This is a genomic window from Rhizobium leguminosarum bv. viciae USDA 2370 (assembly GCF_002008365.1).
Lineage (GTDB): Bacteria > Pseudomonadota > Alphaproteobacteria > Rhizobiales > Rhizobiaceae > Rhizobium > Rhizobium leguminosarum.
The window spans coordinates 354,601-378,550 of the sequence record NZ_MRDL01000047.1 but is presented as its reverse complement, the minus strand read 5'-3'; the positions used below and the strand labels follow the sequence as shown (position 1 = coordinate 378,550).

Annotated in this window: 21 protein-coding genes; 17 read left to right on the top strand and 4 right to left on the bottom strand. The window is 61.0% G+C overall.

The annotated features are described in order from the left end of the window. Window positions 1-47 precede the first annotated feature (47 nt). The gene (ndk, locus tag BS629_RS25875; RefSeq protein WP_003547097.1) at window positions 48-470 is read right to left on the bottom strand and encodes a nucleoside-diphosphate kinase; all 423 of its coding nucleotides are present in this window, start codon (window positions 468-470) and stop codon (window positions 48-50) included. A gap of 81 nt (window positions 471-551) precedes the next feature. Then, complete coding sequence (locus BS629_RS25870) at window positions 552-1,241, bottom strand: glutathione S-transferase family protein (protein WP_018241474.1); 690 nt, start codon at window positions 1,239-1,241, stop codon at window positions 552-554. A 139-nt stretch (window positions 1,242-1,380) separates the two neighbouring features. Here BS629_RS25870 and BS629_RS25865 point away from each other — a divergent pair, with 139 nt between their 5' ends. The 13 genes from BS629_RS25865 to BS629_RS25805 all read left to right on the top strand — a co-directional run bounded on the left by BS629_RS25865 (window position 1,381) and on the right by BS629_RS25805 (window position 16,172). Further along, window positions 1,381-1,890, top strand: coding sequence for a DinB family protein (locus tag BS629_RS25865; protein WP_018241473.1), 510 nt, complete (start codon window positions 1,381-1,383; stop codon window positions 1,888-1,890). Between the two features lie 210 nt (window positions 1,891-2,100). Next, window positions 2,101-3,150 carry a GGDEF domain-containing protein gene (locus BS629_RS25860; protein ID WP_026188346.1) on the top strand — a complete coding sequence of 350 codons (1,050 nt, stop codon included), beginning with the start codon at window positions 2,101-2,103 and terminating at the stop codon, window positions 3,148-3,150. A 135-nt stretch (window positions 3,151-3,285) separates the two neighbouring features. Further along, window positions 3,286-5,169, top strand: coding sequence for an ABC-F family ATP-binding cassette domain-containing protein (locus BS629_RS25855; RefSeq protein ID WP_018447434.1), 1,884 nt, complete (start codon window positions 3,286-3,288; stop codon window positions 5,167-5,169). Window positions 5,170-5,297: 128 nt separating this feature from the next. Then, on the top strand, window positions 5,298-6,143 hold the full coding sequence (locus BS629_RS25850; protein WP_018241470.1) for a polysaccharide deacetylase family protein: 846 nt from the start codon (window positions 5,298-5,300) through the stop codon (window positions 6,141-6,143). Window positions 6,144-6,612: 469 nt separating this feature from the next. Further along, the gene (locus tag BS629_RS25845; RefSeq protein WP_018241469.1) at window positions 6,613-7,443 is read left to right on the top strand and encodes a transporter substrate-binding domain-containing protein; all 831 of its coding nucleotides are present in this window, start codon (window positions 6,613-6,615) and stop codon (window positions 7,441-7,443) included. 24 nt (window positions 7,444-7,467) lie between these two features. Next, the gene (locus tag BS629_RS25840) at window positions 7,468-8,214 is read left to right on the top strand and encodes an amino acid ABC transporter permease (RefSeq protein WP_018241468.1); all 747 of its coding nucleotides are present in this window, start codon (window positions 7,468-7,470) and stop codon (window positions 8,212-8,214) included. Beyond that, entirely contained in the window at window positions 8,211-8,993 is a 783-nt protein-coding gene (locus BS629_RS25835) for an amino acid ABC transporter permease (protein WP_018241467.1), read from the top strand. The genes BS629_RS25840 and BS629_RS25835 overlap by 4 nt, the downstream gene beginning before the upstream one ends. Before the next feature lie 11 nt (window positions 8,994-9,004). Further along, a complete protein-coding gene (locus BS629_RS25830) occupies window positions 9,005-9,787 on the top strand; it encodes an amino acid ABC transporter ATP-binding protein (RefSeq protein WP_026188345.1) in 783 nt (260 codons plus the stop codon). A 9-nt stretch (window positions 9,788-9,796) separates the two neighbouring features. Further along, on the top strand, window positions 9,797-11,155 hold the full coding sequence (locus tag BS629_RS25825) for an MmgE/PrpD family protein (RefSeq protein ID WP_026188344.1): 1,359 nt from the start codon (window positions 9,797-9,799) through the stop codon (window positions 11,153-11,155). A gap of 14 nt (window positions 11,156-11,169) precedes the next feature. Next, window positions 11,170-12,474: an LLM class flavin-dependent oxidoreductase gene (locus BS629_RS25820; RefSeq protein WP_026188343.1), complete on the top strand. Its 1,305-nt coding sequence runs from the start codon at window positions 11,170-11,172 to the stop codon at window positions 12,472-12,474. Window positions 12,475-12,528: 54 nt separating this feature from the next. Then, entirely contained in the window at window positions 12,529-14,571 is a 2,043-nt protein-coding gene (locus BS629_RS25815) for a prolyl oligopeptidase family serine peptidase (protein ID WP_020493382.1), read from the top strand. 98 nt (window positions 14,572-14,669) lie between these two features. After that, window positions 14,670-15,596 carry a Gfo/Idh/MocA family protein gene (locus BS629_RS25810; RefSeq protein ID WP_018241461.1) on the top strand — a complete coding sequence of 309 codons (927 nt, stop codon included), beginning with the start codon at window positions 14,670-14,672 and terminating at the stop codon, window positions 15,594-15,596. Window positions 15,597-15,668: 72 nt separating this feature from the next. Further along, window positions 15,669-16,172, top strand: coding sequence for a hypothetical protein (locus BS629_RS25805; protein ID WP_018241460.1), 504 nt, complete (start codon window positions 15,669-15,671; stop codon window positions 16,170-16,172). 85 nt (window positions 16,173-16,257) lie between these two features. On the opposite strand, the gene BS629_RS25800 is transcribed toward BS629_RS25805, so the two are convergent. Further along, window positions 16,258-16,707, bottom strand: coding sequence for a DNA polymerase III subunit chi (locus tag BS629_RS25800; protein WP_018241459.1), 450 nt, complete (start codon window positions 16,705-16,707; stop codon window positions 16,258-16,260). Further along, complete coding sequence (locus BS629_RS25795; protein ID WP_018241458.1) at window positions 16,707-18,197, bottom strand: leucyl aminopeptidase; 1,491 nt, start codon at window positions 18,195-18,197, stop codon at window positions 16,707-16,709. The genes BS629_RS25800 and BS629_RS25795 overlap by 1 nt, the downstream gene beginning before the upstream one ends. A gap of 144 nt (window positions 18,198-18,341) precedes the next feature. Here BS629_RS25795 and BS629_RS25790 point away from each other — a divergent pair, with 144 nt between their 5' ends. The 4 genes from BS629_RS25790 to BS629_RS25775 all read left to right on the top strand — a co-directional run bounded on the left by BS629_RS25790 (window position 18,342) and on the right by BS629_RS25775 (window position 23,809). Then, window positions 18,342-19,115, top strand: coding sequence for a phosphatase PAP2 family protein (locus BS629_RS25790; RefSeq protein ID WP_018241457.1), 774 nt, complete (start codon window positions 18,342-18,344; stop codon window positions 19,113-19,115). A gap of 100 nt (window positions 19,116-19,215) precedes the next feature. Continuing rightward, window positions 19,216-20,397, top strand: coding sequence for an LPS export ABC transporter permease LptF (gene lptF / locus BS629_RS25785; protein WP_026188342.1), 1,182 nt, complete (start codon window positions 19,216-19,218; stop codon window positions 20,395-20,397). Continuing rightward, window positions 20,394-21,482: an LPS export ABC transporter permease LptG gene (lptG, locus tag BS629_RS25780; RefSeq protein WP_018241455.1), complete on the top strand. Its 1,089-nt coding sequence runs from the start codon at window positions 20,394-20,396 to the stop codon at window positions 21,480-21,482. Before lptF ends, lptG begins: the two co-directional genes overlap by 4 nt. Continuing rightward, window positions 21,482-23,809: an LPS-assembly protein LptD gene (locus tag BS629_RS25775; RefSeq protein WP_018241454.1), complete on the top strand. Its 2,328-nt coding sequence runs from the start codon at window positions 21,482-21,484 to the stop codon at window positions 23,807-23,809. The genes lptG and BS629_RS25775 overlap by 1 nt, the downstream gene beginning before the upstream one ends. Window positions 23,810-23,950 lie beyond the last annotated feature (141 nt).

Below are 23,950 nucleotides of genomic sequence, written 5' to 3'. Positions count from 1 at the left end.
TTCGAGAGTCAATTCAAGGGATTGCCGGCGAATGCCGAAGCGCAGCCTCAGCCGACGATTTCGGTATCGGAGAACCAGTACTTGATTTCCTGGGCGGCCGTTTCAGGAGCATCCGAACCGTGAACCGAGTTTTCGCCGATCGACAGAGCGTGAACCTTGCGGATCGTGCCTTCGTCAGCGTTTGCCGGGTTGGTCGCGCCCATGATTTCGCGGTTCTTGAGGATCGCGCCTTCGCCTTCGAGCACCTGAACGATAGTCGGGCCGGAGGTCATGCCTTCGACCAGTTCGCCGAAGAATGGACGATCCTTGTGAACGGCGTAGAAGCCTTCGGCTTCGCGACGGCTCATCCAGACGCGCTTGGAAGCGACGACACGCAGGCCGGCATCTTCGAGCATCTTGGTGATGGCGCCCGTCAGGTTGCGCTTCGTTGCGTCCGGCTTGATCATCGAGAAGGTGCGTTCAATCGCCATAGTCAAATCCTCTGTTTTCTCGGGAAAAGTGGGCGGTCTTTACCCGCCCCAACGCCCGAAAACAAGAGGTAGGCGGCAATTTCACGCCGCTGTCACAGTCCTGCCGCGGCTTTGGTGAAGATCGAGGCAGCGTTCGAACCAAAGCGTGACGGGATCGTTGGCGGCCAGCATGGCGAGACCGGCGGAGACACGCAGCCATTGCAGCGCGCCGAAGACGATATAGTCGGCAAAGAGCGGTGTCTGCCCGCCGATGAAGGGCTGGAACTTCAGCATGTGCCGCAGCGGCTCCAGCTTGGCGCCGAAGGCTGCTTTCTCCGCCTCGCTGTCGGCGGCAACCACTTCCAACGGCTTGCCGAGCCGAGCCTCCCGGCTTTGACGGAAATAGGCCTTGTCTTCCTCGTCGAGGTTCGCATGGATATCGAGAAGGGCGATGCGCATGATCGCCGGATGGATGATCATCTGCGAATAGCCTTCCACCATTCGCGATAGCGCCTTGCCGCCCTCGCCGTTGAACAGTGACGGCCGCTCAGGATAGGTTTCCTCCAGATAAAGGGCGATGTCGAAACTGTCGGGGATCAGCCGGCCGTTATCGTCGAGAACGGGCACAATCGACGAGACGCCGCCGCCGATCGCGCGGATGCGGGCATAGGTCGTCGGAATCTCCTCGAAATCGAGCCCCTTATGCGCCAGCGCCATCACCGCCTTCCAGCAATGGGGCGAAAAGAAGCGCCGCTCGTCGGCGCCACAGAGGGAATAGAGGGCTCTGGTCATAACAGTCCTTTCGAGATCGCAGCTCGATCCATTCCACGACAGAAAGCGGCTGCGATCAAATCAGGAAATTTCATGGGCGCATCACTGCGATTTCCGGGAAAACGGGCTAGACTGCCGCGACCAATCCGGGAGGGACTGAATGCTCAGACATTACAGGATGTTCGCCGCCTATAATCGCTGGGCCAACACGCAAGTCTATGCGGCTGCCGCCGAACTCAGCGATGCGGAATTCCGCAGCGACCGCGGCGCTTTCTTCGGCTCGCTTCATCGCACGCTCAATCACCTGCTCGTCGCCGACCGGATATGGATGAAGCGCTTCACCGGCACCGGCGAAGCGCCGACGACACTCGATGCCGTGCTCTTCGGAGAACTGGATGCTCTTGCCGCCGCACGCAAAGCAGAGGACGAGCGGATCATTGCCTGGACAGGCATGCTGGACGATAGAACCCTCGCCGCCAACTTCACCTATGTAACGGTGGTACAGCCGGTCGAGATCACCCAGCCTCTGTCGGCAGCGCTCGCGCATTTCTTCAACCACCAAACCCATCATCGCGGCCAGTGCCATATGACGCTGACGGCGCTCGGCAGGCCGAGCCTCATGCTTGATCTCATCTACTTCCTGCGCAGCGAGGGCCGCGAGTGGATGTGAGGCCCGTTCCAAATTAAAGAGTGAGAGCATGATGTCATCCGGAAAACCGCTCACACTTTTCGGCATCATGTTCCGGCCATCAAGACTGAATTAACCGCCTTCGCCGGTTCTGCCGCCAATCCAGGGCTTCGCCGTTGAAAATTCAGCCTCTCTTAAAAGCTTGCGGGCATAGCGGATGTGAGAGATGAGGCCGGGCCGCGAGGGATCGTCATGCAGAATGCAAGCGCAAACGCACTGGTGCCGCGCGAGGCTGTGCGCCCGACGCCGATGGCGGATATTCAGAAGATCGCCCAGCACATGGCGCGCCTGAACGTCGCGGCACTACCGCGTAATTACGAACTCTTTCACGAGGCGATCATCGGGCTCAATGCCGGCCTTGCGCAGGATATCGCGGCACTCGGGCCGCAGCCGCAGCAGCCGATGCTCGACGAACTCGGCCTGAAATACCGCCTCGTCAGCCATTGCGGGCTGGCGGGCGAGACATCACGCAACGAAGCGAGCCGGATGTTGCGCGACGTGGCGGAAAGACTTGCCGAAGGGCTGAAACACAAGAACGCCTTTGCGCGCGCCTGCGGCACGATCCTGAAATCCGTTTCCGGCCATGACGACCAGAGCCTTGCCGCTTTCCTCGGCGAGGTCGACTACCTCACGGCTTCGCTTTCGACCGTTCTTGCAGCGGAGATGGAAATCGGCGCGAAGCTGCAGGACGATATCAAGACGCTGGAAACGCTGGAGCGCGGTATTTCGGCTATGCAGTCGGCCGCGATCGCCGACAGGATTACCGGGCTTCCGAACCGCATCGCACTGAACCGGATGATCGCCGACCTCTACGAGCGGGAAGAAGGTGCCGCCGGCAGCGCGCTGATCATGGTCGACATCGACAATTTCACCGATCTCAACAACAAATACGGCACCCAGGCAGGCAACAAGCTCCTGAAGAAACTCGCCGGCCTCCTCCAAAAGTCGATCAAGAAGAACGATTTCGTTGCCCGCACCGAGGCTGACGAATTCGCCCTCTTGTTTTCCAATGTCGGCATGCAGGATGCAATGACGATCGCTGAACGCCTGCGCTCCTCCGTCGAGGACAATCTGGTCTTTGCGACATCCGACAAGGCCGATCCCGGCAGGCTCACCATCTCGATCGGCGTGGCGCTCAGCACAGATGCGGCAACGCCAGGACAGTTACAGGCCAATGCCCGGGTGGCGCTTCTCGCCGCGCAATCGAACCCCCGACTGCCGGTGCAGACTTTCGGCCGCTGAGGCGGCGGACGAGCGCGCTTGCGGTGGGACAAGCAGGCTTGTCCCCGGGATAAGCAGGCTTGTCAGCGCACAAGCAAGCTTGGCGCGGGATAAGCGCTCTTGCCTTGGCGAGCGCTTTCGGCCAAAACGCCGGCCATGATCACGCTCACCGACATTTCCGCCCGCATCGCAGGGCGCCTGCTTCTCGACAATGCCAGCGTTTCGCTGCCTTCAGGTACGAAGGCAGGGCTCGTCGGGCGCAACGGCGCCGGCAAGTCCACGCTTTTTCGCGTCATCACCGGCGATCTCGGCTCGGAGAGCGGATCGGTGTCGATCCCGAAGGCCGCACGCATCGGCCAGGTGGCGCAGGAAGCACCGGCGACTGAGGACGCTCTGATCGAGATCGTGCTTGCCGCGGACAAGGAACGCACCGCCCTCGTTGCCGAGGCGGAAACCGCGACCGACCCGCACCGCATCGCCGAAATCCAGATGCGCCTTGTCGATATCGACGCGCATTCGGCCGAAGCGCGCGCGGCGAGTATTCTTGCCGGCCTCGGCTTCGACAAGGCAGCGCAAGCCCGCCCCGCCTCCTCCTTCTCCGGCGGCTGGCGCATGCGCGTCGCCCTTGCCGCCGTGCTGTTTTCCGAGCCGGATCTGCTTCTGCTCGACGAGCCGACCAACTATCTCGACCTCGAAGGCACGCTGTGGCTGGAAGACTATGTCAGGCGCTATCCGCACACCGTCATCATCATCAGCCATGATCGCGACCTCTTGAACAATGCGGTCAATGCGATCGTCCATCTCGACCAGAAGAAGCTTACCTTCTATCGCGGCGGATACGACCAGTTCGAGCGGCAGAAGGCGGAAGCCGACGAATTGCAGACGAAGGCCAAGGCCAAGAACGACGCGGCACGCAAACATCTGCAGGGCTTCATCGATCGCTTCAAGGCCAAGGCTTCCAAGGCCCGACAGGCACAATCGCGTGTCAAGGCGCTCGAGCGGATGGGAACGGTCGCTGCGGTGATCGAGGACCATGTGCAGCCGATCACTTTTCCCGAGCCGGAAAAGCAGCCGGCTTCGCCGATCGTCGCGATCCAGAGTGGCGCCGTCGGCTATGAGCCCGGCAATCCGATCCTGAAGAACCTCAATCTTCGTATCGACAATGACGACCGGATCGCCCTGCTCGGCTCGAACGGCAACGGCAAATCGACCTTCGCCAAATTCATCTCCGGCCGGCTCGCGCCGGAGAGCGGTGAAGTGAAGATCGCGCCGAGCCTGAAGATCGGCTTCTTCGCGCAGCACCAACTCGACGACCTCATCCCCGAGCAATCGCCGGTGGAGCATGTGCGCCGGCTGATGCCGGGTGCGCCGGAAGCCAAGGTGCGCGCCCGCGTCGCCCAGATGGGGCTTGCGACCGAAAAGATGGCGACGGCCGCCAAGGATCTTTCCGGCGGCGAAAAAGCCCGCCTGCTGATGGGGCTCGCCGCCTTCAATGCGCCGAACCTGCTGATCCTCGACGAGCCGACCAACCACCTCGACATCGACAGCCGCCGCGCGCTGATCGAGGCGCTGAACGACTATGAAGGCGCCGTCATCCTGATCTCGCACGATCGCCATCTGATCGAGGCGACGGTCGATCGGCTGTGGCTGGTCAATGGCGGTACGGTGACGACCTTCGAAGGCGATATGGACGAGTACCGCGACCTCATCGTCACATCCGGTAAAAAAAAAGAAGAAAAGCCGCAGCTAACTGAAGACGCGACATCGAAGGCCGACCAGCGCAAGCTCAATGCCGAACGTCGCGCCTCACTGACGCCACTTAAGAAAAAGATCAACGAAATCGAATCCTTGACGGCGAAGCTGGAGAAACAGATTCAGGCGCTTGACGCGGAACTTGCGGATCCGGTCCTTTACGAGAAGACGCCCGCTAAAGCCGCCGAGAAGGCAAAACAGCGCGGCGAAGCTGCTGCAAAACTGGCTGCCGCCGAGGAAGACTGGCTGATGCTGTCGGCCGAATACGAAGAAGCGATGGCGGGATAGCCACAGGTCTCATCGAATGCGTGGCGAAGTGCCGCGCATCAACGCAATTTGGGCCATTATCAACCGATCGTTAACCATAATCCGAAAGGTTGTCTCAACATTCGTTACCGATTTGTTGAGCCCTTTCCATGTATCGTCTTTTCGTTCTGTCCTGCATGGCCCTCACGGCCGCCCTCTCCGCCTGCAGCACCACCAGACAATCCGCTCCTGACACATCGATCAAGACCTCCTCGGTGATCGCGCCCGAAGAGCGGAAACTTGCCTATGCCGGCGACGATGCGACGCCGCGCCTAACCGGCTGGCACCATCTGGCCGGACGAACGCTGGAGGTCTCCTCGCTCGCCGATCTCAAGCTCCAGGACAAGGAAGTGATCCTCAGCTTCGACGATGGCCCGATCCCCGGCCGGACCGATAAGGTGCTGGCAATCCTCGACCAGTTCGGCGTCAAGGGCGCCTTCATGATGGTCGGCGAGATGGCCGAGATGCATCCGGCGCTCGCCCGCAAGGTCGCCCAGGACGGCAACACGATCGGCAGCCACACTTATGACCACGCCAACCTCGCTTCGCTGAGTTTCGACGCGGCGATGGCCGAGGTGATCAAGGGCGAATTGGCGGTGACCAAGGCGACCGGAACCGATGTCTCCTTCTTCCGCTTCCCTTATCTTGCCGAGAGCCACAGGCTGCGCGCCGCGGTCGCCATGCGCGACATGGTGGTCATGGATGTCGATATCGACAGCAAGGACTACTTCACCACGACGCCGGTCTCCATAACGCAGCGGACAATGAACCTCTTGCACAAGCGCGGCCGCGGCATCATCCTGATGCATGACATCCACAAACGCACGGCGACGATGCTACCAACCCTGCTCTCGAAACTCGAAACCGAAGGCTACAAGGTGGTGACGCTGAAATTCAAGAAGACGCCGGCGCCGAACAACGTCCTCGCCTCGGCCGATTTCGTGACGATCCGCTAAAGCGGGTTGCCCAGTCGGGATTAGCCGCAAGACGGCCGGAGTTCGGCCGAGCAAAATCCGATTTTTGATGCCATTACCGGGCGGGAAGGTTGCCGATCAGCAACCCTCTCGTGCACAAGATTTTTCAACGAACGCGCCAATTTCAGAAAATAAAATCTACATAATCCATCACAATGATGATTTTCTCTGAGACAGAACGTTCCTTCTCTCTCTCATCGGTTCCCTATGCCTTTCAAAGCCGTCCAGTTGCCGATTCGCGCAGGAAAGCGATGCGGTCAGCGTCCTTTTCTATCAGCGCGGAGAAGCATGACCAATATTGCGCGGGAAGCCGACGTCCATCTCATCACCAGCCTTTTCGGCTTCACCTCAAAGTGGTGCACATCCACGCCATAGCAGTCGAGCCAAAGAGTGCTGCAACTGCTCGGGGACCTGAACCGGTCCTTCTACCTTCCCAAGACGGAGCTCAAACATGTCACGCAAATTTCTCCCGAAGGCGCTCCTCGCCATGTCGATTGCCTTGCTGGCGGCAACGCAGGCATCCGCGGATGCCACGCTCGACCGCATCAAAGCCCGCGGCACCCTTACCGTTGGCGTCATCCTCTCGGGGGCGCCCTTCGGCTATATCGATCCCACATCGCAAACGCAGAAGGGATACAATCTCGATATTGCAAAAGCGCTCTCGGACGATCTTGGCGTCAAGCTGGAAACAGTCACCGTCACGCCCCCGAACCGGGTGCAATTTCTCCAGCAGGGCAAGGTCGATATCCTGATTGCGAACATGCAATATACCGAGGACCGCGCCAAAGTTCTTGATTGGGTGGCGACGCCGTATGATCGCAGCGGCGGTGCTGCCGTCGGACGCAAGGACAGCGGCCTGAAGGACTGGGCAGATCTCAAGGGAAAGCCGGTCTGCGTTTCGCAAGGGTCGAACTTCACGCAGCCGCTCATCGAACAATACGGCGCCGAGGTAAAGGGCTTGCCGAGCCAGCCGGAATCGCTGCTGGCGCTGCAGGGCGGCAATTGTGTCGCCGCCGTCCATGTCGGCGCAACCGTCGGCCTTCTGCTGGAGGACCGGCCAGAGGAGTGGAAGGACTACACTATTCTCTTCCCGACCGAACTGCTCCCTTCCGACTCGGTGATCTGGGTGCGAAAAGGCGAAAAGGAGACGGCCGAGGCACTCGATAAGTCGATCCGGCAGCTCCATACGTCAGAAAAGCTCCTGGAATTTGCGAAGGCGAACCGGCTCCGCAATACCGACTATCTCGAACAAGAGCGCAAGACCCTGTCGGCTGGCAAGTAAGACAGGTTACACTGGCGGATCGACATGCAGGACACCAGCATGACCAGCCTGTTCGTCAACCTGACGAACAGGCTTGGCCTTAACTACGAGTTCCTGGCGACGGGGTACGAGGCGCAGATATGGCGTGATGGTTTCATCACCACGCTCTTTCTGATTGCCCTCTTGATTCCCGTCAGCCTGATTGCCGGGCTGCTGTTTGCCGCCTGCCTGACATCCGGCAAGCCCTGGCTATCGACGCCGGTCCGCGCTTTCGTGGAAATCACCCGAAACACGCCGACGCTGGTACAGTTGATGTTCAGCTTCCTCGTTCTCAATACATTCGTATCGAACCTGGTCGGCGGGACGCAGAACAATCCGCTGACACCCTTCTTTTGGGTGGTGGCGGTGGTCGGACTGCACATCGCCGCCTTGCATGCCGAGGCGATCCGCGCAGGTATCGAGGCGGTGCCGTCGGCCACGGTGGAAGCGGCGCGCGGCATCGGCTTCAGCACGCTGCAGATCCTCCGTTACGTCGAAGTTCCCCTGGCATTGAGGGCATCGCTGCCCGCGATCGTCAACAATCTCATCAATCTCGTGAAGTTGACGACGGTGGGTAATGCGATTGCAGTCAGCGAGATTACCTATGCCTCGATCATGGTCTGGACGCAGCGCGACAACGTGGTGTCACTGATGATCGTCATCCTGCTGTTCTTCAGCATCATCAACCTTGCCGTTGCCCGCATCGGCCTGTGGGTGGAGCGCAAGCTCGCCATTCCGGGGTATGGCCTATGACGACTGCGGTACTTTCCGAGCAGCGCAGGAGTGGTCGCCTGCTGCGCAATATCGGCTTTACGGCACTCCCGCTTGTTATCGTCCTCTGGTCGCTGGCCGACCTGACGCTGGGGCGCGAACTGGTGACGTGGCTTCCCTATCTCGGCTCGGGCTTCATGATGAACGTCGTCATCAGCCTGTGCGCGATGACGCTTGGAACGACCGTCGGAGCGGTGTTCGGCATACTGGAACTGGTTCCCTTCAAGCTGGTGCGCTACCCGGTCGTCGCCTATGTGCAAGTCTTCCGCAATGCCCCGCATCTCGTGCTGATCTTCGCGACGACTTACATCTTTCCCTTCGAAATCGTGGTGGCCGGCAACTATCTGCCCTTCCCGGATTGGATGAAGGCGGTGATCGGCCTTGCCATACCGGCCAGCGCCTATGTGGCCGAGATCACCCGCGGCGCCATCCTTTCGATCCCGACCACGCAATGGGAAGCGGCAAAGGGGCTCGGTTTTTCGCGCGGCCAGGCCCTGCGCTGGATCATACTGCCGCAATGCCTGCGGCGCTCGCTGCCGCCATGGATGAACATATTGGCCTCCATCACCATGGGCACGTCGCTCGCCTCGCTGGTTGGCGTGCACGAACTATTGCATGCGGCAACCGATGCCAGCACATCCGTGCGCCGCCTCGATTTCACGATCATCGCCTATATCGTGGTGATGGCCGCCTTCTTCACGCTTTGCTACCCGATCGCCCGCCTGACCCGACGCCTCGAGCGGCGCTTCAAGACGGCCTGAGGATTTGAATGATGAACGCAAAAACCGACGAAACGATCGTGCGACTGGAAGACGTGCACCTGTCCTTCGGCCAGACGGAGGTGCTGAAGGGCATAGACCTCACCGTCAACAAGGGCAATGCGGTTTCCATTATCGGCCCGTCCGGTTCGGGAAAGTCGACGATCCTGCGCTGCATCAACGCATTGGTGGCGCCGCAGCGCGGCCGCATCACGGTCGACGGCACCCGCGTCGATCAACTGGCCAAGGAGAGCGAACGCATCGCGCTGCGCAAGCGTATCGGCATCGTCTTCCAGCAGTACAATCTCTTTCCGCACCTGAGCGTGCTGGACAATATCGTGCTGGCCCCGACCCGCATCCTCGGCGTCGAGCGGCGCGAAGCGGAAAAACTCGCACGCGAACTGCTCGACAAGGTGAGGCTTTCGGAAAAAGCCGGCGCCTATCCCGGCCAGCTTTCCGGTGGTCAGCAGCAGCGCGTCGCGATCGCCCGCGCGCTGGCGATGAAGCCGGAACTGGTGCTGTTCGACGAAGTCACCTCGGCGCTTGACCCCGAGACAGTGGGCGAAGTGCTGTGGGTGATCCGCGACCTCATCCGCGACGGCATGACCAGCATCCTTGTGACCCACGAAATGCGGTTCGCCGAGGAGATCAGCGACATCGTCGTCTTTACCGAGAACGGCCGCATCGTCGACCAAGGCTCGCCTGAACAGATTTTCCACACCTTCGACAATCCCCGTATCCGCCAATTCGTCGGCGGGCTCGCCAGTGGGCGCGGGCCAGTGCGCGAAGGCATCTAGGATTTTTTCATGACGAGCACATTCGCGCCCCTGACTTCGGCATTTGCCCAGGCGATCATCTCCTCGGATCCATCGAAAGATCCCGTGGCATTGGACGCGGCGCGCACGGCGATCATCGATTTTCTCGCCTGTGCGATCGCAGGCGCCGGCGACCGCACGACCGGCATTCTGGCAGATACCGTCGGTGCCAATCTGGCGGGCGAAGCGATCCTGCTCGGCAGCTCGCGCCGAACCGATCCGCTGGTCGCGGCGCTCGTCAACGGTCATGCCGGCCATGTGCTCGATTATGACGACGTGCATGCAAGCGTGCGCGGCCATCCGACGACCGTGATCATCCCGGCCCTGCTGGCGTTCGCCGCCGAGCGCGAATTTTCCGCAGATGCGCTGATCGCCTCCTATATCGTCGGGCTCGAAGCCATGGCGCGGCTGGGGTTGTCGCTCGGCTCAAAGCACTACGAGAACGGTTTCCATGCCACGGCGACGCTCGGGACGATCGGCACGGCGGCGGCAATCGCCCATCTGACCCGTGCCTCCATCGACGAGACCGCCGTCGCGCTGGGCCTTGCGGCAACGCAATCGTCCGGCTTGCGGCTGCAGTTCGGTACGGACGCCAAACCTTTCCACGCTGGCATGGCGGCGCGATCCGGGCTCCTGTCGGCGAGGATGGCCGCTGCGGGTTTCGGCGGCGCGCCGGATTTCCTCGACAATCCGGTCGGCTTCCATTCGGTCTATGCCTTCGGCGCGGAACGCCCGTCCGCCGTGACCGAGAACTGGGGTTCGCCATGGCAGATCGTGACGCCCGGGCTGACGCTGAAGGCCTATCCCTGCTGCACCGCCAGCCATCCGGTCGCGTCTCTCGGCATCGGCCTCAACCGGGAAGGTCTGGAGGCTGATGCGATCGAGCATATCACCTTCACCTACCCGCCCGGCGCCGATGCCGCCCTGGTGGTGAGCAAGCCCGACAATGGGATCGAGGCGCGCTTCAGTCCCGAATACGTGTTCGCCGCCGCCCTCATCGACGGGGCTCTGCGGCTCGACCATTTCGACGAGCGGCCTGTCTTGCCGCGCCTGATGGACCTTGCCCGGCGCGCCGGCCGCCGCCACGACGAGACTGCGCCGCGCATGTCGAGCGATCCACGCACCCGCTTCGTGATCGTCGATATCGTGCTTCGCGACGGCAGCGCGATACAGCGCCGCTTCGACGGCCTGCCGGGGCTGAGCGATCCGGCCGAAAAATTTCGCGACGCAACTGCGCGCAATCCCGCCTTCGCGGATGTCCCGTCGCTCGTCCGGACAATGAGCAGCACGGCCGACCTTCGCCAACTTCTGGCGCTGCTCAACCAGGATGCCGCCCAAAATCCAGAATGACGAAGGATATTGTCATGACTCGCAAAAGAGAAATCCACCTGGGCCTGTTTCTGCAAGGGGCCGGCCACCACGTATCCGGCTGGCGTCATCCTCACGCCGAGGCGGGAAGCGAGAATTTCGACTTGCTGAGACGCGTGTCCCAGATCGCCGAAGCAGCGAAATTCGACATGGTCTTTCTGGCCGACGGATTGACCAGCGGCATCGATGCTCATCCCTCGACGATCGCGCGTTTCGAGCCTTTGACGCTGCTTTCGGCGCTCGCCGTGGTGACAGACAAGATCGGCCTCGCGGCAACCGCATCCACGACCTATGGGGAGCCCTATCACACTGCCCGCGCCTTCGCCTCGATTGACCACTTGAGCCACGGCCGGGCCGCCTGGAACGTGGTCACGACATCCTATGCCCGCACGGCGAACAATTTCTCCAAGGCGCACCCGGAGCACGATGAGCGTTACGCCGTGGCCGAGGAATTCGTCGACGTCGTGCGCGGACTGTGGGACAGCTGGGATGACGACGCCTTCGTCAAGGACAAGCAGAGCGGCGTCTATGCCGACCCTGCCAAGCTCCATGTGCTCGATCACAAGGGCAAGTATTTCTCAGTCAAGGGGCCGCTGAACATTCCGCGCGCACCGCAGGGCCATCCGATCCTGATCCAGGCCGGCTCATCCGGCCCCGGCCAGGATCTTGCCGCCCGCACCGCCGACGTGGTGTTCACCGCGCAGCAGAGCCTCGAAGAGGCGCAGGCCTTCTACAAGAGCGTCAAGGAGCGCGTCGCGCGCTTCGGACGTCAGCCGGACGAGGTCGCCATCATGCCGGGCTTCCTGCCGGTGATCGGCCGCACCGCCAGGGAAGCCGCGGACAAGCTTGCAGAACTCGACAAGTGGACTGACATCAAAAGCGCCATGCCGCTTCTGGAAGAACGCATCGGCCACAGCCTTGCCGATTACGATGTCGATGGCCCTCTGCCGGACCTTCCGATCTCCGACCAGTTGCGCAGCCGTGCCGAATTGCTGACCGCGCTTGCAAGGCGCGAGAACCTGACCATCCGTCAGTTGGCGCTGCGCGTTGCCGCCGGCCGCGGCCACCATATCGTGCTTGGCACGCCGGTCGAGATCGCCGACCGGATGCAGCAATGGTTTGAAAGCCGCGCCGCCGACGGCTTCAACGTCATGCCGCCGTTTTTTCCCGAAGGGCTCGAAGACTTCACGCAGATGGTCGTGCCAATCCTGCAGGAACGCGGCCTGTTCCGCACCCAATATGATGGCTCGACACTGCGCGAACATCTCGGCCTTGTGCGGCCGGCACTATTTTCGCCCTAACTGTGCGAAATATTGGCTAGATACATCACGTCAATGGAATCAGGCAGGTCGAACATGAACCTTCATCTCGAAACGGACGATGATCCGCGTACCCGCCAATTCATCGACGAACATAACGGGCTTTCCGACAAGGCACTGAGAACACCGGAATTCGCTAGGGATCGCGATGCGATAAAAGCATTGATCGAACGGCAGGACAGGCTGATTGTCCCGATGCGCCGAGGCGGGTGGCTGTTCGATTTCCGGCAGAGCAAGGATAATCCGCTCGGCGTCTGGCTCCGCCTGCCCGCGGATCAGCAGCCCTTGCCCGATGCCGGCTGGGAACCAGTCTTCGATCTCGATGCCTTCTGCGTGCGCGAAGGCAAGCGCTGGAACTGGCGCGGCGCCGTCACCTGCCCATGGGAACCGACACGGGTACTGCTCACACTTTCGGACGGCGGCTCCGACCTTCTCCGGCTGCTCGAATTCGACGCCGGGCGGAAACAGGTTGTCGAGGGCGGCTTCGATACGCCGGCTGCACGATCGCATGCCACTTGGCTGAGCCGCGACGAAATCTGCTATTTCGGTTCCATCGACCGATTTTCGGCGACCCGCTCCGGATGGCCACGGGTCGGGCGGCGATTGAAGCGCGGTCAGCGACCGGAAGAGGCTGCCGTCATGTTCGAAGCAGCAGATGAGGACGTCTACGGCTTCAATCTCATCATCGACCCTGCTCTATCAGGCGCTTCGGCGGATCATGGATTGATCGACATTTTCGTCGCCGCCCACGAGATCGGCGTCGCCAGCGCTTTCCTGATCGCCAACGACGGGACGCAGCGGCGCATCGATCTGCCTAAGGAAGCCGATTTCCAGTTCAATCATGATCATTGCCTTTGGCGGGCAAAGACCGATGAGCGCGTTGCGACCGGCAGCCTCGTGCTGCAGCGCTTCGATCCCCGCTCGGAGACAGCTTTGCTTGGGCCGGAGCGGATCCTGTTTCAGCCTGGCGAGGGCCAGTCGGTCTCGCAGATGATGCTGATGCGCGAGTGGTGCGTCTTCCTCATCTCCGATCGGCTGCGTCCGCGTCTCGTGGTGCTGGACCTGACGAGGCCCGACGCCGAGCAGCGCGAAATCGCACTGCCGGCGGACATGCAGACGGCTCATTTCAGGCCGCTCCATGCGGATCTGCATCTTGGCGACGATACGCTCTACATCGTCGGCCAGGGCTTCCTGCAGCCTCCGGCCTGTTACCGCCTCGAGCTGTCGGATCGCGGCAAGCAGGCCGAACCGATTTTCGTCGCCACAGCGCCGAGCTATTTCGATGCGACCGATATGTCATCCGAACTGCTGGAGGCTGTTTCCGAGGACGGAACGAAGGTTGCCTACCGGCTGGTCCTGCCGAAGCAGTGGACCAAGGGCGCGCTGCCGGTACTGCTTTACGGCTATGGCGGCTTTGATGTTTCGCTATCGCCGAACTATTCCGGCGTAACAGGACGCTGGCTGGAGCAAGGCGGCGCCTATGTGCAGGCCTATATCCGCGGCGGCGGCGAATTCGGGCCCGACTGGTATCGCAGCGCCAAGCGGCAGGGGCGAGACCGGGCGTTTGCCGATTTCGTCGCCATCGCCCGCGATCTCGTCGCCCGCGGCTATACCGTGGCGTCGCGGATCGCCTGCCAGGGCGGCAGCAATGGCGGTCTGCTGACCGGCGTGATGCTGACGCGCTATCCCAATGATTTCGGCGCTGTCTGGTGCCAGGTGCCGGTCCTCGATATGACACGTTTCCACCTGTTCAGCGCAGGGCAAGCCTGGATGGACGAATACGGCGACCCGGAGACGCCGGTGGACCGGGATTTCATGCTCGGCTATTCGCCGCTTCACAATGTCAGGCCGGCGACCGAGGTCACCTATCCGCCGATCTATGTCGAAAGCTCAGCCAATGACGACCGTGTGCATCCCTCGCATGCGCGCCGCTTTGCCGCGCGGCTGGAGGAAGAAGGACACCGGCCGCTCTTCCATGAATTCGGCTCCGGCGGGCATGGCGGCGACGGCAACTCCGAAGAGCGCGCCGCCCGCGCAGCGATGGGTTACAGCTTCCTTCGCCAAACTATCATGCGATAGGATGTCATAGAATGGAGGAGGAGAGCTTGTCGGCACGCCTCTTTCTGATACAAACGCGTCAATAATCATACTTTTCATACAGGCTCGAGCGAAACACCATGTCTCCTATCAATCTCGCCATCGTCGGCGTCGGCAAGATCGTCCGCGACCAGCACCTTCCCTCCATCGCCAAGAACCCGGATTTCGCGCTCGTCGCCACGGCAAGCCGCCACGGCACGGTCGAAGGCGTCAAGAGCTATACGACGATCGAAGCGATGCTCGACGCCGAGCCCTCGATCGATGCCGTTTCGCTCTGCATGCCGCCGCAATACCGCTACGAGGCAGCCTATAAGGCGCTCGTCGCCGGCAAGCACGTCTTCCTGGAAAAGCCGCCCGGCGCCACGCTGAGCGAAGTGGCCGATCTCGAAGCACTGGCGAGCAAGCAGGGGGCGTCGCTCTTTGCCAGCTGGCATTCGCGCTATGCGCCGGGCGTCGAGGCCGCCAAGGCGTTTCTTGCCTCGACAACGATCAAAAGCGTGCATGTGATCTGGAAGGAGGATGTCCGCCACTGGCATCCGAACCAGGAATGGATCTGGCAGGCCGGCGGCCTCGGCGTTTTCGATCCCGGCATCAATGCGCTGTCGATCGTCACCCATATCCTGCCGCGGCCGATCTTCATCACCGAGGCCGTGCTCGAATTTCCCGAGAATCGCGATGCGCCGATCGCGGCCGACATTCACTTCCGCAATGCCGACGGCCTGCCGGTTCACGCCGAATTCGACTGGCTTCAGACCGGCAAGCAAAGCTGGGACATCGTCGCGGAGACGGCAGCCGGCCAGATGGTGCTCGCCGAGGGCGGCGCCAAGCTTCTGATCGACGGCGCGCTGAGATTCGCCGAGCCGGAGCAGGAATATCCCTCGCTCTACCGTCGCTTCGCCGAAATCATCAAGGCCGGCAAATCGGATGTCGACCTCGCGCCGCTACGCCACGTCGCCGACGCCTTCATGCTCGGCAAGCGGAAATTCGTCGACGCGTTCCACGACTGAGGGTCGTAATAACGTCATAGAAACCGGCAAGATTTGCCGGCCTATGGCAATAATGTTCGGGGGCAGCCGCTCATGAGCAACAAAATCCGCCGCATGGGCCGATTTTTCCGCGTGTTGAAGATTGGCATCCTTGCGGTGCCGCTTCTCGGCCTTGCAGCATGTTCGGGCGAACAGGTCGTCATGCCTCCTGATGCACCGGGCGTTTCCCGATCCGAGGAATATTCCTTCGGATCGGCGACCCAGGCCCAGGATTGGCAGGCCACCAAAAAGGTGCTGGACCAACTGGAAGGGCGGTTCGGAGAGAAATCCGTGCGTATCCTGGCGCGCAATCTCGACAGCACCACCAACCCGCAGAGCATCAAGGCTTATTATGCCGAACGCCTTGTCCATCAAGCCGGCTGGGCGGAAATGCCGGTCAGCCCTTTTGCCGACAGCGCGTGGGCATTCGCTTTCGTCAGTCCGAGCGGAAAGCGGGTTTTGGCAGTGGAGGCGCTCAATCCGTCGGAAGGTGCGGGAGGGATCGTCCCCCTCAACATCCTGACGAACCTCGACGAGGACAAAGGGTCGAACGGGTAACGGCTTCCATCGGCCGGTGAGAGGGAAGTTGGACGACTTCATGCAACAATTCAAAGTGTTACAGCGTCGTGTCGCGGTAAACCGCTCAGGCCTTTTTCTCCCACCGCCCCTCTGACGTCTGCTGCCAATAGGTGAGGTTATGCCCCTCGCCCTTCAGCTTCTTCCATTGCGCACGGGCGGCTTCCAGCTGCACCTGGTCGTGACCGTCGAACATGAAGACGATTCGCTCATAGGCATCGGCCGGCGGCGGCTCGGCGCCGTCGACGATGAAACGCACGGTCGCCGCATTGGCATTGTCTGATGTCACCGTCAAAAGCACCGGCTGGCTTTCGGCAAAATCCGCCTCGTCGGTGCCGTGCGGCAGGAAGCTCTCCTCGCGGAAAGTCCAAAGATGCTGATCGAGAGCATCACGCCGCGCCGGCTCGCGTGTCTGGACGGCAACGCGCCAGCCGCGCTCGACGCTTTTGTCGATGAGCGGCGGAAGCGCGTCCTCCAGCCTGGTTTCGGTCAGATGATAGAAGAGAACGTCGGTCATCAGGATTCATAATGGGCGCGAACGAGCTCGTCGAGCAGGCGCACGCCGAAGCCGGAACCCCAGGACTGGTTGATCTCGTCCTGCGGCGAGCCCATCGCCGTGCCGGCAATATCGAGATGCGCCCAAGGCGTCTCCTGCACGAAGCGCTTGAGGAAATGCGCCGCCGTGATCGAGCCCGCCTGTCGCCCGCCGGTGTTTTTCATATCGGCGAACTTGCTGTCGATCAGCTTGTCGTAGTCCCTGCCGAGCGGCATGCGCCAAAGCTTCTCATTGCTCGAAAGGCCGGCTGCCGTCAGTTGGGCGGAAAGCTGGTCGTCATTGGAGAACAAGCCGGCATGCACATTGCCGAGCGCCACGACGATCGCCCCGGTCAGCGTGGCGAGATTGATCATGAACTGCGGCTTGAAGCGGTCGTTGCAGTACCAGAGCGCATCGCAAAGCACGAGGCGACCCTCGGCATCGGTGTTGATCACCTCGATCGTCTGGCCGGACATCGACGTGACGATGTCGCCTGGACGCTGGGCGTTACCGTCAGGCATGTTCTCGACCAGGCCGATGATGCCGACCGCGTTGACAGCGGCCTTGCGGGAGGCGAGCACATGCATGAGGCCGGTGACGGCTGCCGCACCGCCCATATCGCCCTTCATGTCCTCCATGCCGGCGGCCGGCTTGATCGAAATGCCGCCGGTATCGAAGACGACACCCTTGCCGATGAAGGCGACGGGACGATCCTTGCCCTTGCCGCCCTTCCACTGCATGACCGCCAGGCGCGGCGGGCGCACGGAGCCCTGGGCGACGCCGAGAAGAGCGCCCATCCCAAGACGGCGCATCTCCCGCTCCGTCAGGATTTCCACTTCGACGCCGAGCTTTTCCAGTTCCTTCGCCTTGGCGGCGAACTCGACGGGGCCGAGCACGTTCGGTGGTTCGTTGACGAGGTCACGGGCAAGATTGACGCCACCGGCGATCGCTTCGGAATCGGAAAACGCCTTCTTGGCACCACCCGGATCGGCGGTGACGATCGTCACCTTGACGGATTTCGCCGGTTTTTCCTCCTCGTCGCCCTTCTTTGTCTTGTAGGTATCGAAGCTATAGGCGCGCAGCAGCATGCCCAGCGCGAAATCGGCGGCTGCCCGCGCGCTCGTCTCGAGCCCGGGCACGTCGATGAAGACAGCGGCCTTATCGGTATTCTTGATTCTCGATGCTGCGGCACCGCCGGCCTTCAGCCAGTCATGGGCGGTGAGTTCGGCGACCTTGCCAAGCCCGATAACAACGATGCGGTCGACGGGCGCACCTTCGGGGGCGACAATATCGAGCGCGCCCATGGATTTCGCGGAGAATCGGGCGATCCTGGCAGCCTTGGCGATCACGCCTGCCGGGTCGACTGTTTCGGCACCGGCAGCGCTGTCGGCCTCCGCAGTCTTCAACAGGATCGCCAGGCCGCCACTGAGCTTTGCCGACTTCGAGAATGAAATTTCCATCTTTACTGACATGTCTTCTCCGCTGGGATTCTTTGAAATCCGTCCCTGGCGGATAATTTCGCGTTTAGCGGGTCTGTCAATGGCTTGCGACAATTGTTATGGTCGCCCGCGGCCATCACGGCCCTCATGTTTTCGTCAGTTTCGTAGATATTCGCGTTGACAGTTTTTTCGAAAAATCGATGGTGGGACCTCGCAATCCGCCTGCCGAAAACGACTTTCGGTGCATTCATGCTGCTGTTTTGGATGTGGTGGGCGCTGCTTGCCGTCTTCCGGGCTTTCCCCGAAATAGACATCTATTTTTCCCAGCTTTTTTTCGTAGGCGCAGATTGCGACGCGGCTGCCGCCGCTGGGAGCATCTGCGGCGGCTTTCCCTATCGCGACGTCGCGGCCTTCGACCTACTGCGCACCCTCTTCTTCCGCTTGCCCTATGTGGTGGCGATCGTGATGCTGTGGAAACTCGTCGAATGCTACCAGCAGCATGGCGCAACCTTTAACACCGAGCGGGCGCAGAAGCTCAAAGTCGCGCTCGGAACGCTGCTGATCGGGCCGGTGCTGCTCGTCAATGTCATCTTGAAGGAGCATTGGGGCCGGCCGCGGCCGATACAGACGGACATTTTCGGCGGTGCGCTGCATTTCGCCGAGGCAGGTTCGCTTGCCGGAAAATGCGTTTCGAACTGTTCGTTCATATCAGGCGAGGCAGCAAGCGCCGGCTGGCTCTTCTGCCTTCTGCTCTTCGTTCCGAAGCCCCTGCGTTATACGCTGGCGGCGCCTGTGGCGGCGATCTCGATCCTCACCCCGGCGATGCGGCTATCCTTCGGCGCGCACTATCTTTCCGACGTCGTTCTTGGATGGCTTTCATCGCTTGTCGTCTTCGCCGCGTTGATGGCGTTAACTGAGTCGCAACAGCATCAAAAAAATTCTGAAATTTGAATGAATTTTCCACACCAGCTTGTCGCAAAAGCGCGACAAAGAGCGTAGAGGGATTCTCCTGCAAAGCCGTTTGGGCGTGCAGGTGCTTTCAAGGGCAGGCATGAAACTACTCGAGACATACATATTGCGGCGCGTCGGCCAGATGTTTCTCGTGGCGCTCCTGCCCGTTCTGGCGATCATTTGGACGACTCAGGTTCTGCAGCGCATCAATCTGGTCACCGACAGCGGCCAGTCGATCGGCTCGTTCGCCAAGCTCGCGACGATGATCCTGCCGTCGATCATTCCCGTCGTGCTGCCCTTCGCCCTCGTTATCGCGATCACCCAGACGCTGACGACGATGAACAACGATTCCGAGCTGACCGTCATCGACGCGGCCGGGGCGCGGCGCAGCGTGTTGATCCGCCCGATCCTGCTGCTTGCCGCCGTCATCAGCGTCTTTTCCTTCTTCGTCGACAACGTCGTCGAGCCGCGCGCAAAAACCGTCGTGCGCCAGATGATCGCCGAGACCTATGCTGATCTCCTCTCTTCGGTGATCGAGGAAAAGACCTTCCGCAAGCTTGATGAAGGCCTCTATGTGCAGATCTCGCAGCGGATGGCCGGCCGCATGCTGAAGGGCCTTTTCGTCGCCGACGAGCGCGATCCGGCCTACGAACTGATCTATTATGCGAAGGAAGGCGCCGTCGACGATACGGGCACGACCCTGATCATGCATGAAGGCGAAGTGCACCGCAAAACACCCGATGGCAACGTCTCGGTCATCAATTTCGATTCCTATTCCTTCGACCTCTCGGACATGACGGAGAGTCGCGGTCAGGCGACGTTGCGCGCCAGCGACCGTGACCTGTGGTTCCTGTTCAATCCAGATCCGGCCGACAAGGACTATACGATCCGGCCGCAAAGCTACCGCGCCGAACTGCACCGCCGGCTGACGGACTGGATCCTGCCCGTCGTCTTTGCACTGTTTTCACTGGCGATCGCCGGCGATGCGCGCTCGCACCGCGAAGCGCGGCTGCATCCGATGGTGAGCGCTCTCGCCTATGCCTTCGCGATGCGATGGGCGGCCTTCTACGCGGCCAATCAGATCGACACCGACCCTGAATATATCGCCGTCCTCTATGCCATACCGATCGTCAGCAGCATCGTCTCGATCGTCTTCCTCGGCCTGCACAAACGACTGGTCATGCCTTCGTTCATTCGGGACCGGATTTCGTCTTTCTGGAGACAGATGCAGGAAAGGCTGCTTGCCGCGACCGGCAGGACCGGCGGGGGCACTGCCCAATGATGTTCGGGACATTGTCGCGTTATTTCTTTCGCCGCTACCTAGTAACGACGGGCTGGTTCCTGATCGGCGTCTCGGCGATTTCTTTCCTCCTCGATTTCAGCGAGACGGCAGGCCGCATGTCCGGTCTGCCCGGCTACACGATCAGCGGCGGCGTGCTGATGACCGCCGTGCGCCTGCCGCTCATCCTGCAGCAGACGGTGCCGTTCATCGCGCTTTTCGTCGGCATGACGGTGCTGATCGGCCTCAACCGCAAATATGAGCTCGTCGTGACGCGCGCAGCCGGGATTTCGGTCTGGCAGTTCATGTTCCCCTTCATCGCCGGCTCGCTGGCGCTCGGCCTGTTGACGATGGCGGCGCTCAACCCGCTTGCTGCCTGGGGACAGCGCCAGGCACTGCTGGTCGAATCCGACTGGCGCGGCGAGAACGCAGTTCTGCGCAAAGCCCCGCAGATTCCGTGGCTGCGCCAGATCAGTGGCCGGGACGATGTCATCATCGGCGCCCAGACGGTCCAGGATAACGGAACCAAGCTGATCGACGCCGTGCTGATCCATTTCGATTCAAGGGGTCAGGTCATTCTGAGACAGGACGCGGCCACGGCAAAATTGGAAGATGGTTACTGGCAACTTAACAACGTTGTCGAACGCCAGCCTGGCGAAATCCCGGTGCGTAAAGCTTCGGTTCAACTTCGCACCAATCTGAAACAGGACTTCGTCCAGGAGCGGCTGACAGCGCCGGAAACAATTGGTTTCTTTGACCTTTCCAACCGGATTGCGGCGGCCAAATCCTTCGGCATCTCAACCAAGGCGTTGGAGACGCAATTCAACTCCCTGTTGTCCCAGCCATTGCTGCTGGTGGCCATGACTCTCATTGCTGCAACAGTGTCCCTAAAATTTAGCCGGTTCAACCAATCCCGCTCCGTGATTCTGGGTGGCATCCTTTCGGGCTTCATGCTTTATGTCATCACCGTGCTTGTAAAGGCATTCGGAAGCAGTGGAGTCGTGCCTCCCTTCGTGGCGACGTGGATACCGGTGGTCGTCGCGCTGGCCTTGGGTGCGACTATTCTGCTTCATCAGGAGGACGGCTAGTGGCGGTAGGCGACCGCAAGTATTTTAGTAATCAGCTGGTTGCCCTGCTTGTCGGCGCGACTCTATGTTCCTATTTCGGCAGTGTCCCGGTCTCATACGGCCAGGTCAGCGCGCCCGAACAAACGATCGAGAAGAAGATTCCTGCAGAGGCCAAGCTTCTGCTTTCGGCCAATGAACTCGTCTATAACCGTGACGCCGATCTGGTGTCGGCGGTCGGCGGCGTGCAGATCAATTATGCCGGCTACAAGATGGTCGCGCAGAAGGTCGAGTACAATCAGAAGACCGGCCGGATGATGGCGATCGGCAATATCGAACTGGTCAGCCCCGACGGCAACCGCATCTATGCCGACAACCTTGACGTGACCGACAATTTCGCTGACGGGTTCATGAACTCGCTGCGCATCGAAACTGCCGACAATACCCGTATCGTCGCCGAAACCGGCGAGCGCGTCGGCGGCACGCAGATGATTCTCAACAAGGGCGTCTACACGGCCTGCCTTCCTTGCGCCGAAGATCCGAAGCGCGCGCCCTTCTGGCAGGTCAAGGCCAAGCGTGTGATCCAGAACGGCGTGACCCACACGATCCGCCTGGAGAGAGCCCGCTTCGAGCTGCTCGGCTATCCGATCGCCTTCGTGCCGGTCATGGAAGTTCCCGACAATACGGTGAAGCGCAAGTCGGGCTTTCTCTTCCCGACGATGAGCCTGTCGCAGAATCTCGGCTTCGGGCTTTCCGTTCCTTATTATTATGTGATCTCGCCGAGCATGGATGCGACGGTCACCGCCACCGGCTACACCGCCCAGGGCTTCCTCGTCGAAGGCGAATTCCGCCAGCGCTTCGAAAATGGCACGCATATCCTGCGCGTCGCCGGTATTGACCAGGCAAAGCCGGACAATTTCAGCTCCGGCACCAGCGATGCCGAAGCCGGCCAGCGTGGCATGGTGGCATCGAAGGCCGAATTCCGCATCAATCCGCGCTGGACGTTCGGCTGGGACGTCATGATGCAGAGCGACAACAATTTCTCGCGCACCTACAAGCTGCGCGGCCTGAGCAGCGCGCGGCGCACCAACCAAGTCTACCTGACGGGGCTTGGGAAACGCAATTATTTCGACATGCGGGCGTTCTATTTCGACATCCAGGATGCCGACCGGACGAACACAGCCGAAAAAAAGCAGGCGATCGTCTATCCCTCGATGGACTATCACTATGTGGCGCCGCAGCCGCTTGCAGGCGGCGAGCTTTCGGCTGATGTCAACCTGACAAATATTTCGCGCACCCATGACGACTTCTATACCGTCGACGGATTCGACCGCTTCCGCGGCCTGAAGGGCCAGACCTCACGGTTGACTGCCGAGCTGCAGTGGAAGCGCACCTATGTCACGCCAACCGGCCTGGTGATCACGCCGCTACTGGCCGCGCGCGGCGACGCCTTCGCGCTGAACATGGACGATCCCACAGGTTACACCGGCAACTATGTCGACGGCAATTCCGCCACCCGCTCGATGTTCACGGCTGGGCTGGAGATGCGTTATCCGATCCTGATGACGACAGATAACAGCACTCATATCCTCGAGCCGATCGCACAGATCTATGCCCGCCCCGACGAGCAGCTCGCGGGCCGCCTGCCGAACGAGGATGCGCAAAGCTTTGTCTTCGACGCCACCTCGCTGTTCGACCGCGACAAATTCTCGGGCTACGACCGCGTCGAAGGCGGTACGCGCGCCAATGTCGGCATCCAGTACACCGGTACGTTCGACAGCGGCTACAAGCTGCACGGCATCTTCGGCCAATCATACCAGCTCGCCGGCCAGAACTCGTTTGCGACCGATGATCTCGTCAATGTCGGCGCCGATTCGGGCCTTGAAACCACTCGCTCCGACTATGTCGGCCTCGGCGGTGTCGAGACGCCGTTCGGCGTTTCCGTGACCGCCTCCTACCGCCTCGACGAGAAGGATTTCGAGTTCCGCCGTGGCGACCTGACGACGGCTTACCAGAATGACACCTTCTCTTCGCAGGTGACCTTCACCCATCTCAGCGCCCAGCCGGCATATGGCTTCGACGAGGACAATGACGAGATCCAGACCAGCAGCAAAATCAAGTTCAAGGATTACTGGTCGATCTTCGGCGGCATCGCCTGGGATCTGAACAATGATGTGATCAGCCGCCGGACGCTTGGCCTGTCCTATGAAGACGAATGCACGATCTTCACGATCGCCTATACCGACAGCAGGGATTCTGACGACGAGACGGCAAGCGACTGGACGATCGGCGCACGGCTGACCTTCCGCACGCTCGGCGACATCAAGATCGGCTCCGACAGCCTGGAGTGACGGGCGGCGGGCGCAAACATGGCCTGAAGCCATTCTTTCGCCGCAAGCCTGTGCAGGACATTGCCGCCAGTCGGTATCTGAGGCATAGGGGTTTCGCGCCGTGATGGAAGCGATTTCCGCGTGTCTCGCACTGTGGTAAGA

Bases quoted from the DNA above. Each gene is read 5' to 3' on its own strand.
- BS629_RS25870 (WP_018241474.1), bottom strand. From the start codon at position 1,241: ATGACCAGAGCCCTCTATTCCCTCTGTGGCGCCGACGAGCGGCGCTTC.
- lptF (WP_026188342.1), top strand. From the start codon at position 19,216: ATGAAACTACTCGAGACATACATATTGCGGCGCGTCGGCCAGATGTTT.
- BS629_RS25840 (WP_018241468.1), top strand. From the start codon at position 7,468: ATGCAGGACACCAGCATGACCAGCCTGTTCGTCAACCTGACGAACAGG.
- BS629_RS25855 (WP_018447434.1), top strand. From the start codon at position 3,286: ATGATCACGCTCACCGACATTTCCGCCCGCATCGCAGGGCGCCTGCTT.
- BS629_RS25860 (WP_026188346.1), top strand. From the start codon at position 2,101: ATGCAGAATGCAAGCGCAAACGCACTGGTGCCGCGCGAGGCTGTGCGC.
- BS629_RS25850 (WP_018241470.1), top strand. From the start codon at position 5,298: ATGTATCGTCTTTTCGTTCTGTCCTGCATGGCCCTCACGGCCGCCCTC.
- BS629_RS25795 (WP_018241458.1), bottom strand. From the start codon at position 18,197: ATGTCAGTAAAGATGGAAATTTCATTCTCGAAGTCGGCAAAGCTCAGT.
- BS629_RS25865 (WP_018241473.1), top strand. From the start codon at position 1,381: ATGCTCAGACATTACAGGATGTTCGCCGCCTATAATCGCTGGGCCAAC.
- BS629_RS25835 (WP_018241467.1), top strand. From the start codon at position 8,211: ATGACGACTGCGGTACTTTCCGAGCAGCGCAGGAGTGGTCGCCTGCTG.
- lptG (WP_018241455.1), top strand. From the start codon at position 20,394: ATGATGTTCGGGACATTGTCGCGTTATTTCTTTCGCCGCTACCTAGTA.
- BS629_RS25815 (WP_020493382.1), top strand. From the start codon at position 12,529: ATGAACCTTCATCTCGAAACGGACGATGATCCGCGTACCCGCCAATTC.
- BS629_RS25825 (WP_026188344.1), top strand. From the start codon at position 9,797: ATGACGAGCACATTCGCGCCCCTGACTTCGGCATTTGCCCAGGCGATC.
- ndk (WP_003547097.1), bottom strand. From the start codon at position 470: ATGGCGATTGAACGCACCTTCTCGATGATCAAGCCGGACGCAACGAAG.
- BS629_RS25830 (WP_026188345.1), top strand. From the start codon at position 9,005: ATGAACGCAAAAACCGACGAAACGATCGTGCGACTGGAAGACGTGCAC.
- BS629_RS25820 (WP_026188343.1), top strand. From the start codon at position 11,170: ATGACTCGCAAAAGAGAAATCCACCTGGGCCTGTTTCTGCAAGGGGCC.
- BS629_RS25800 (WP_018241459.1), bottom strand. From the start codon at position 16,707: ATGACCGACGTTCTCTTCTATCATCTGACCGAAACCAGGCTGGAGGAC.
- BS629_RS25810 (WP_018241461.1), top strand. From the start codon at position 14,670: ATGTCTCCTATCAATCTCGCCATCGTCGGCGTCGGCAAGATCGTCCGC.
- BS629_RS25805 (WP_018241460.1), top strand. From the start codon at position 15,669: ATGAGCAACAAAATCCGCCGCATGGGCCGATTTTTCCGCGTGTTGAAG.
- BS629_RS25845 (WP_018241469.1), top strand. From the start codon at position 6,613: ATGTCACGCAAATTTCTCCCGAAGGCGCTCCTCGCCATGTCGATTGCC.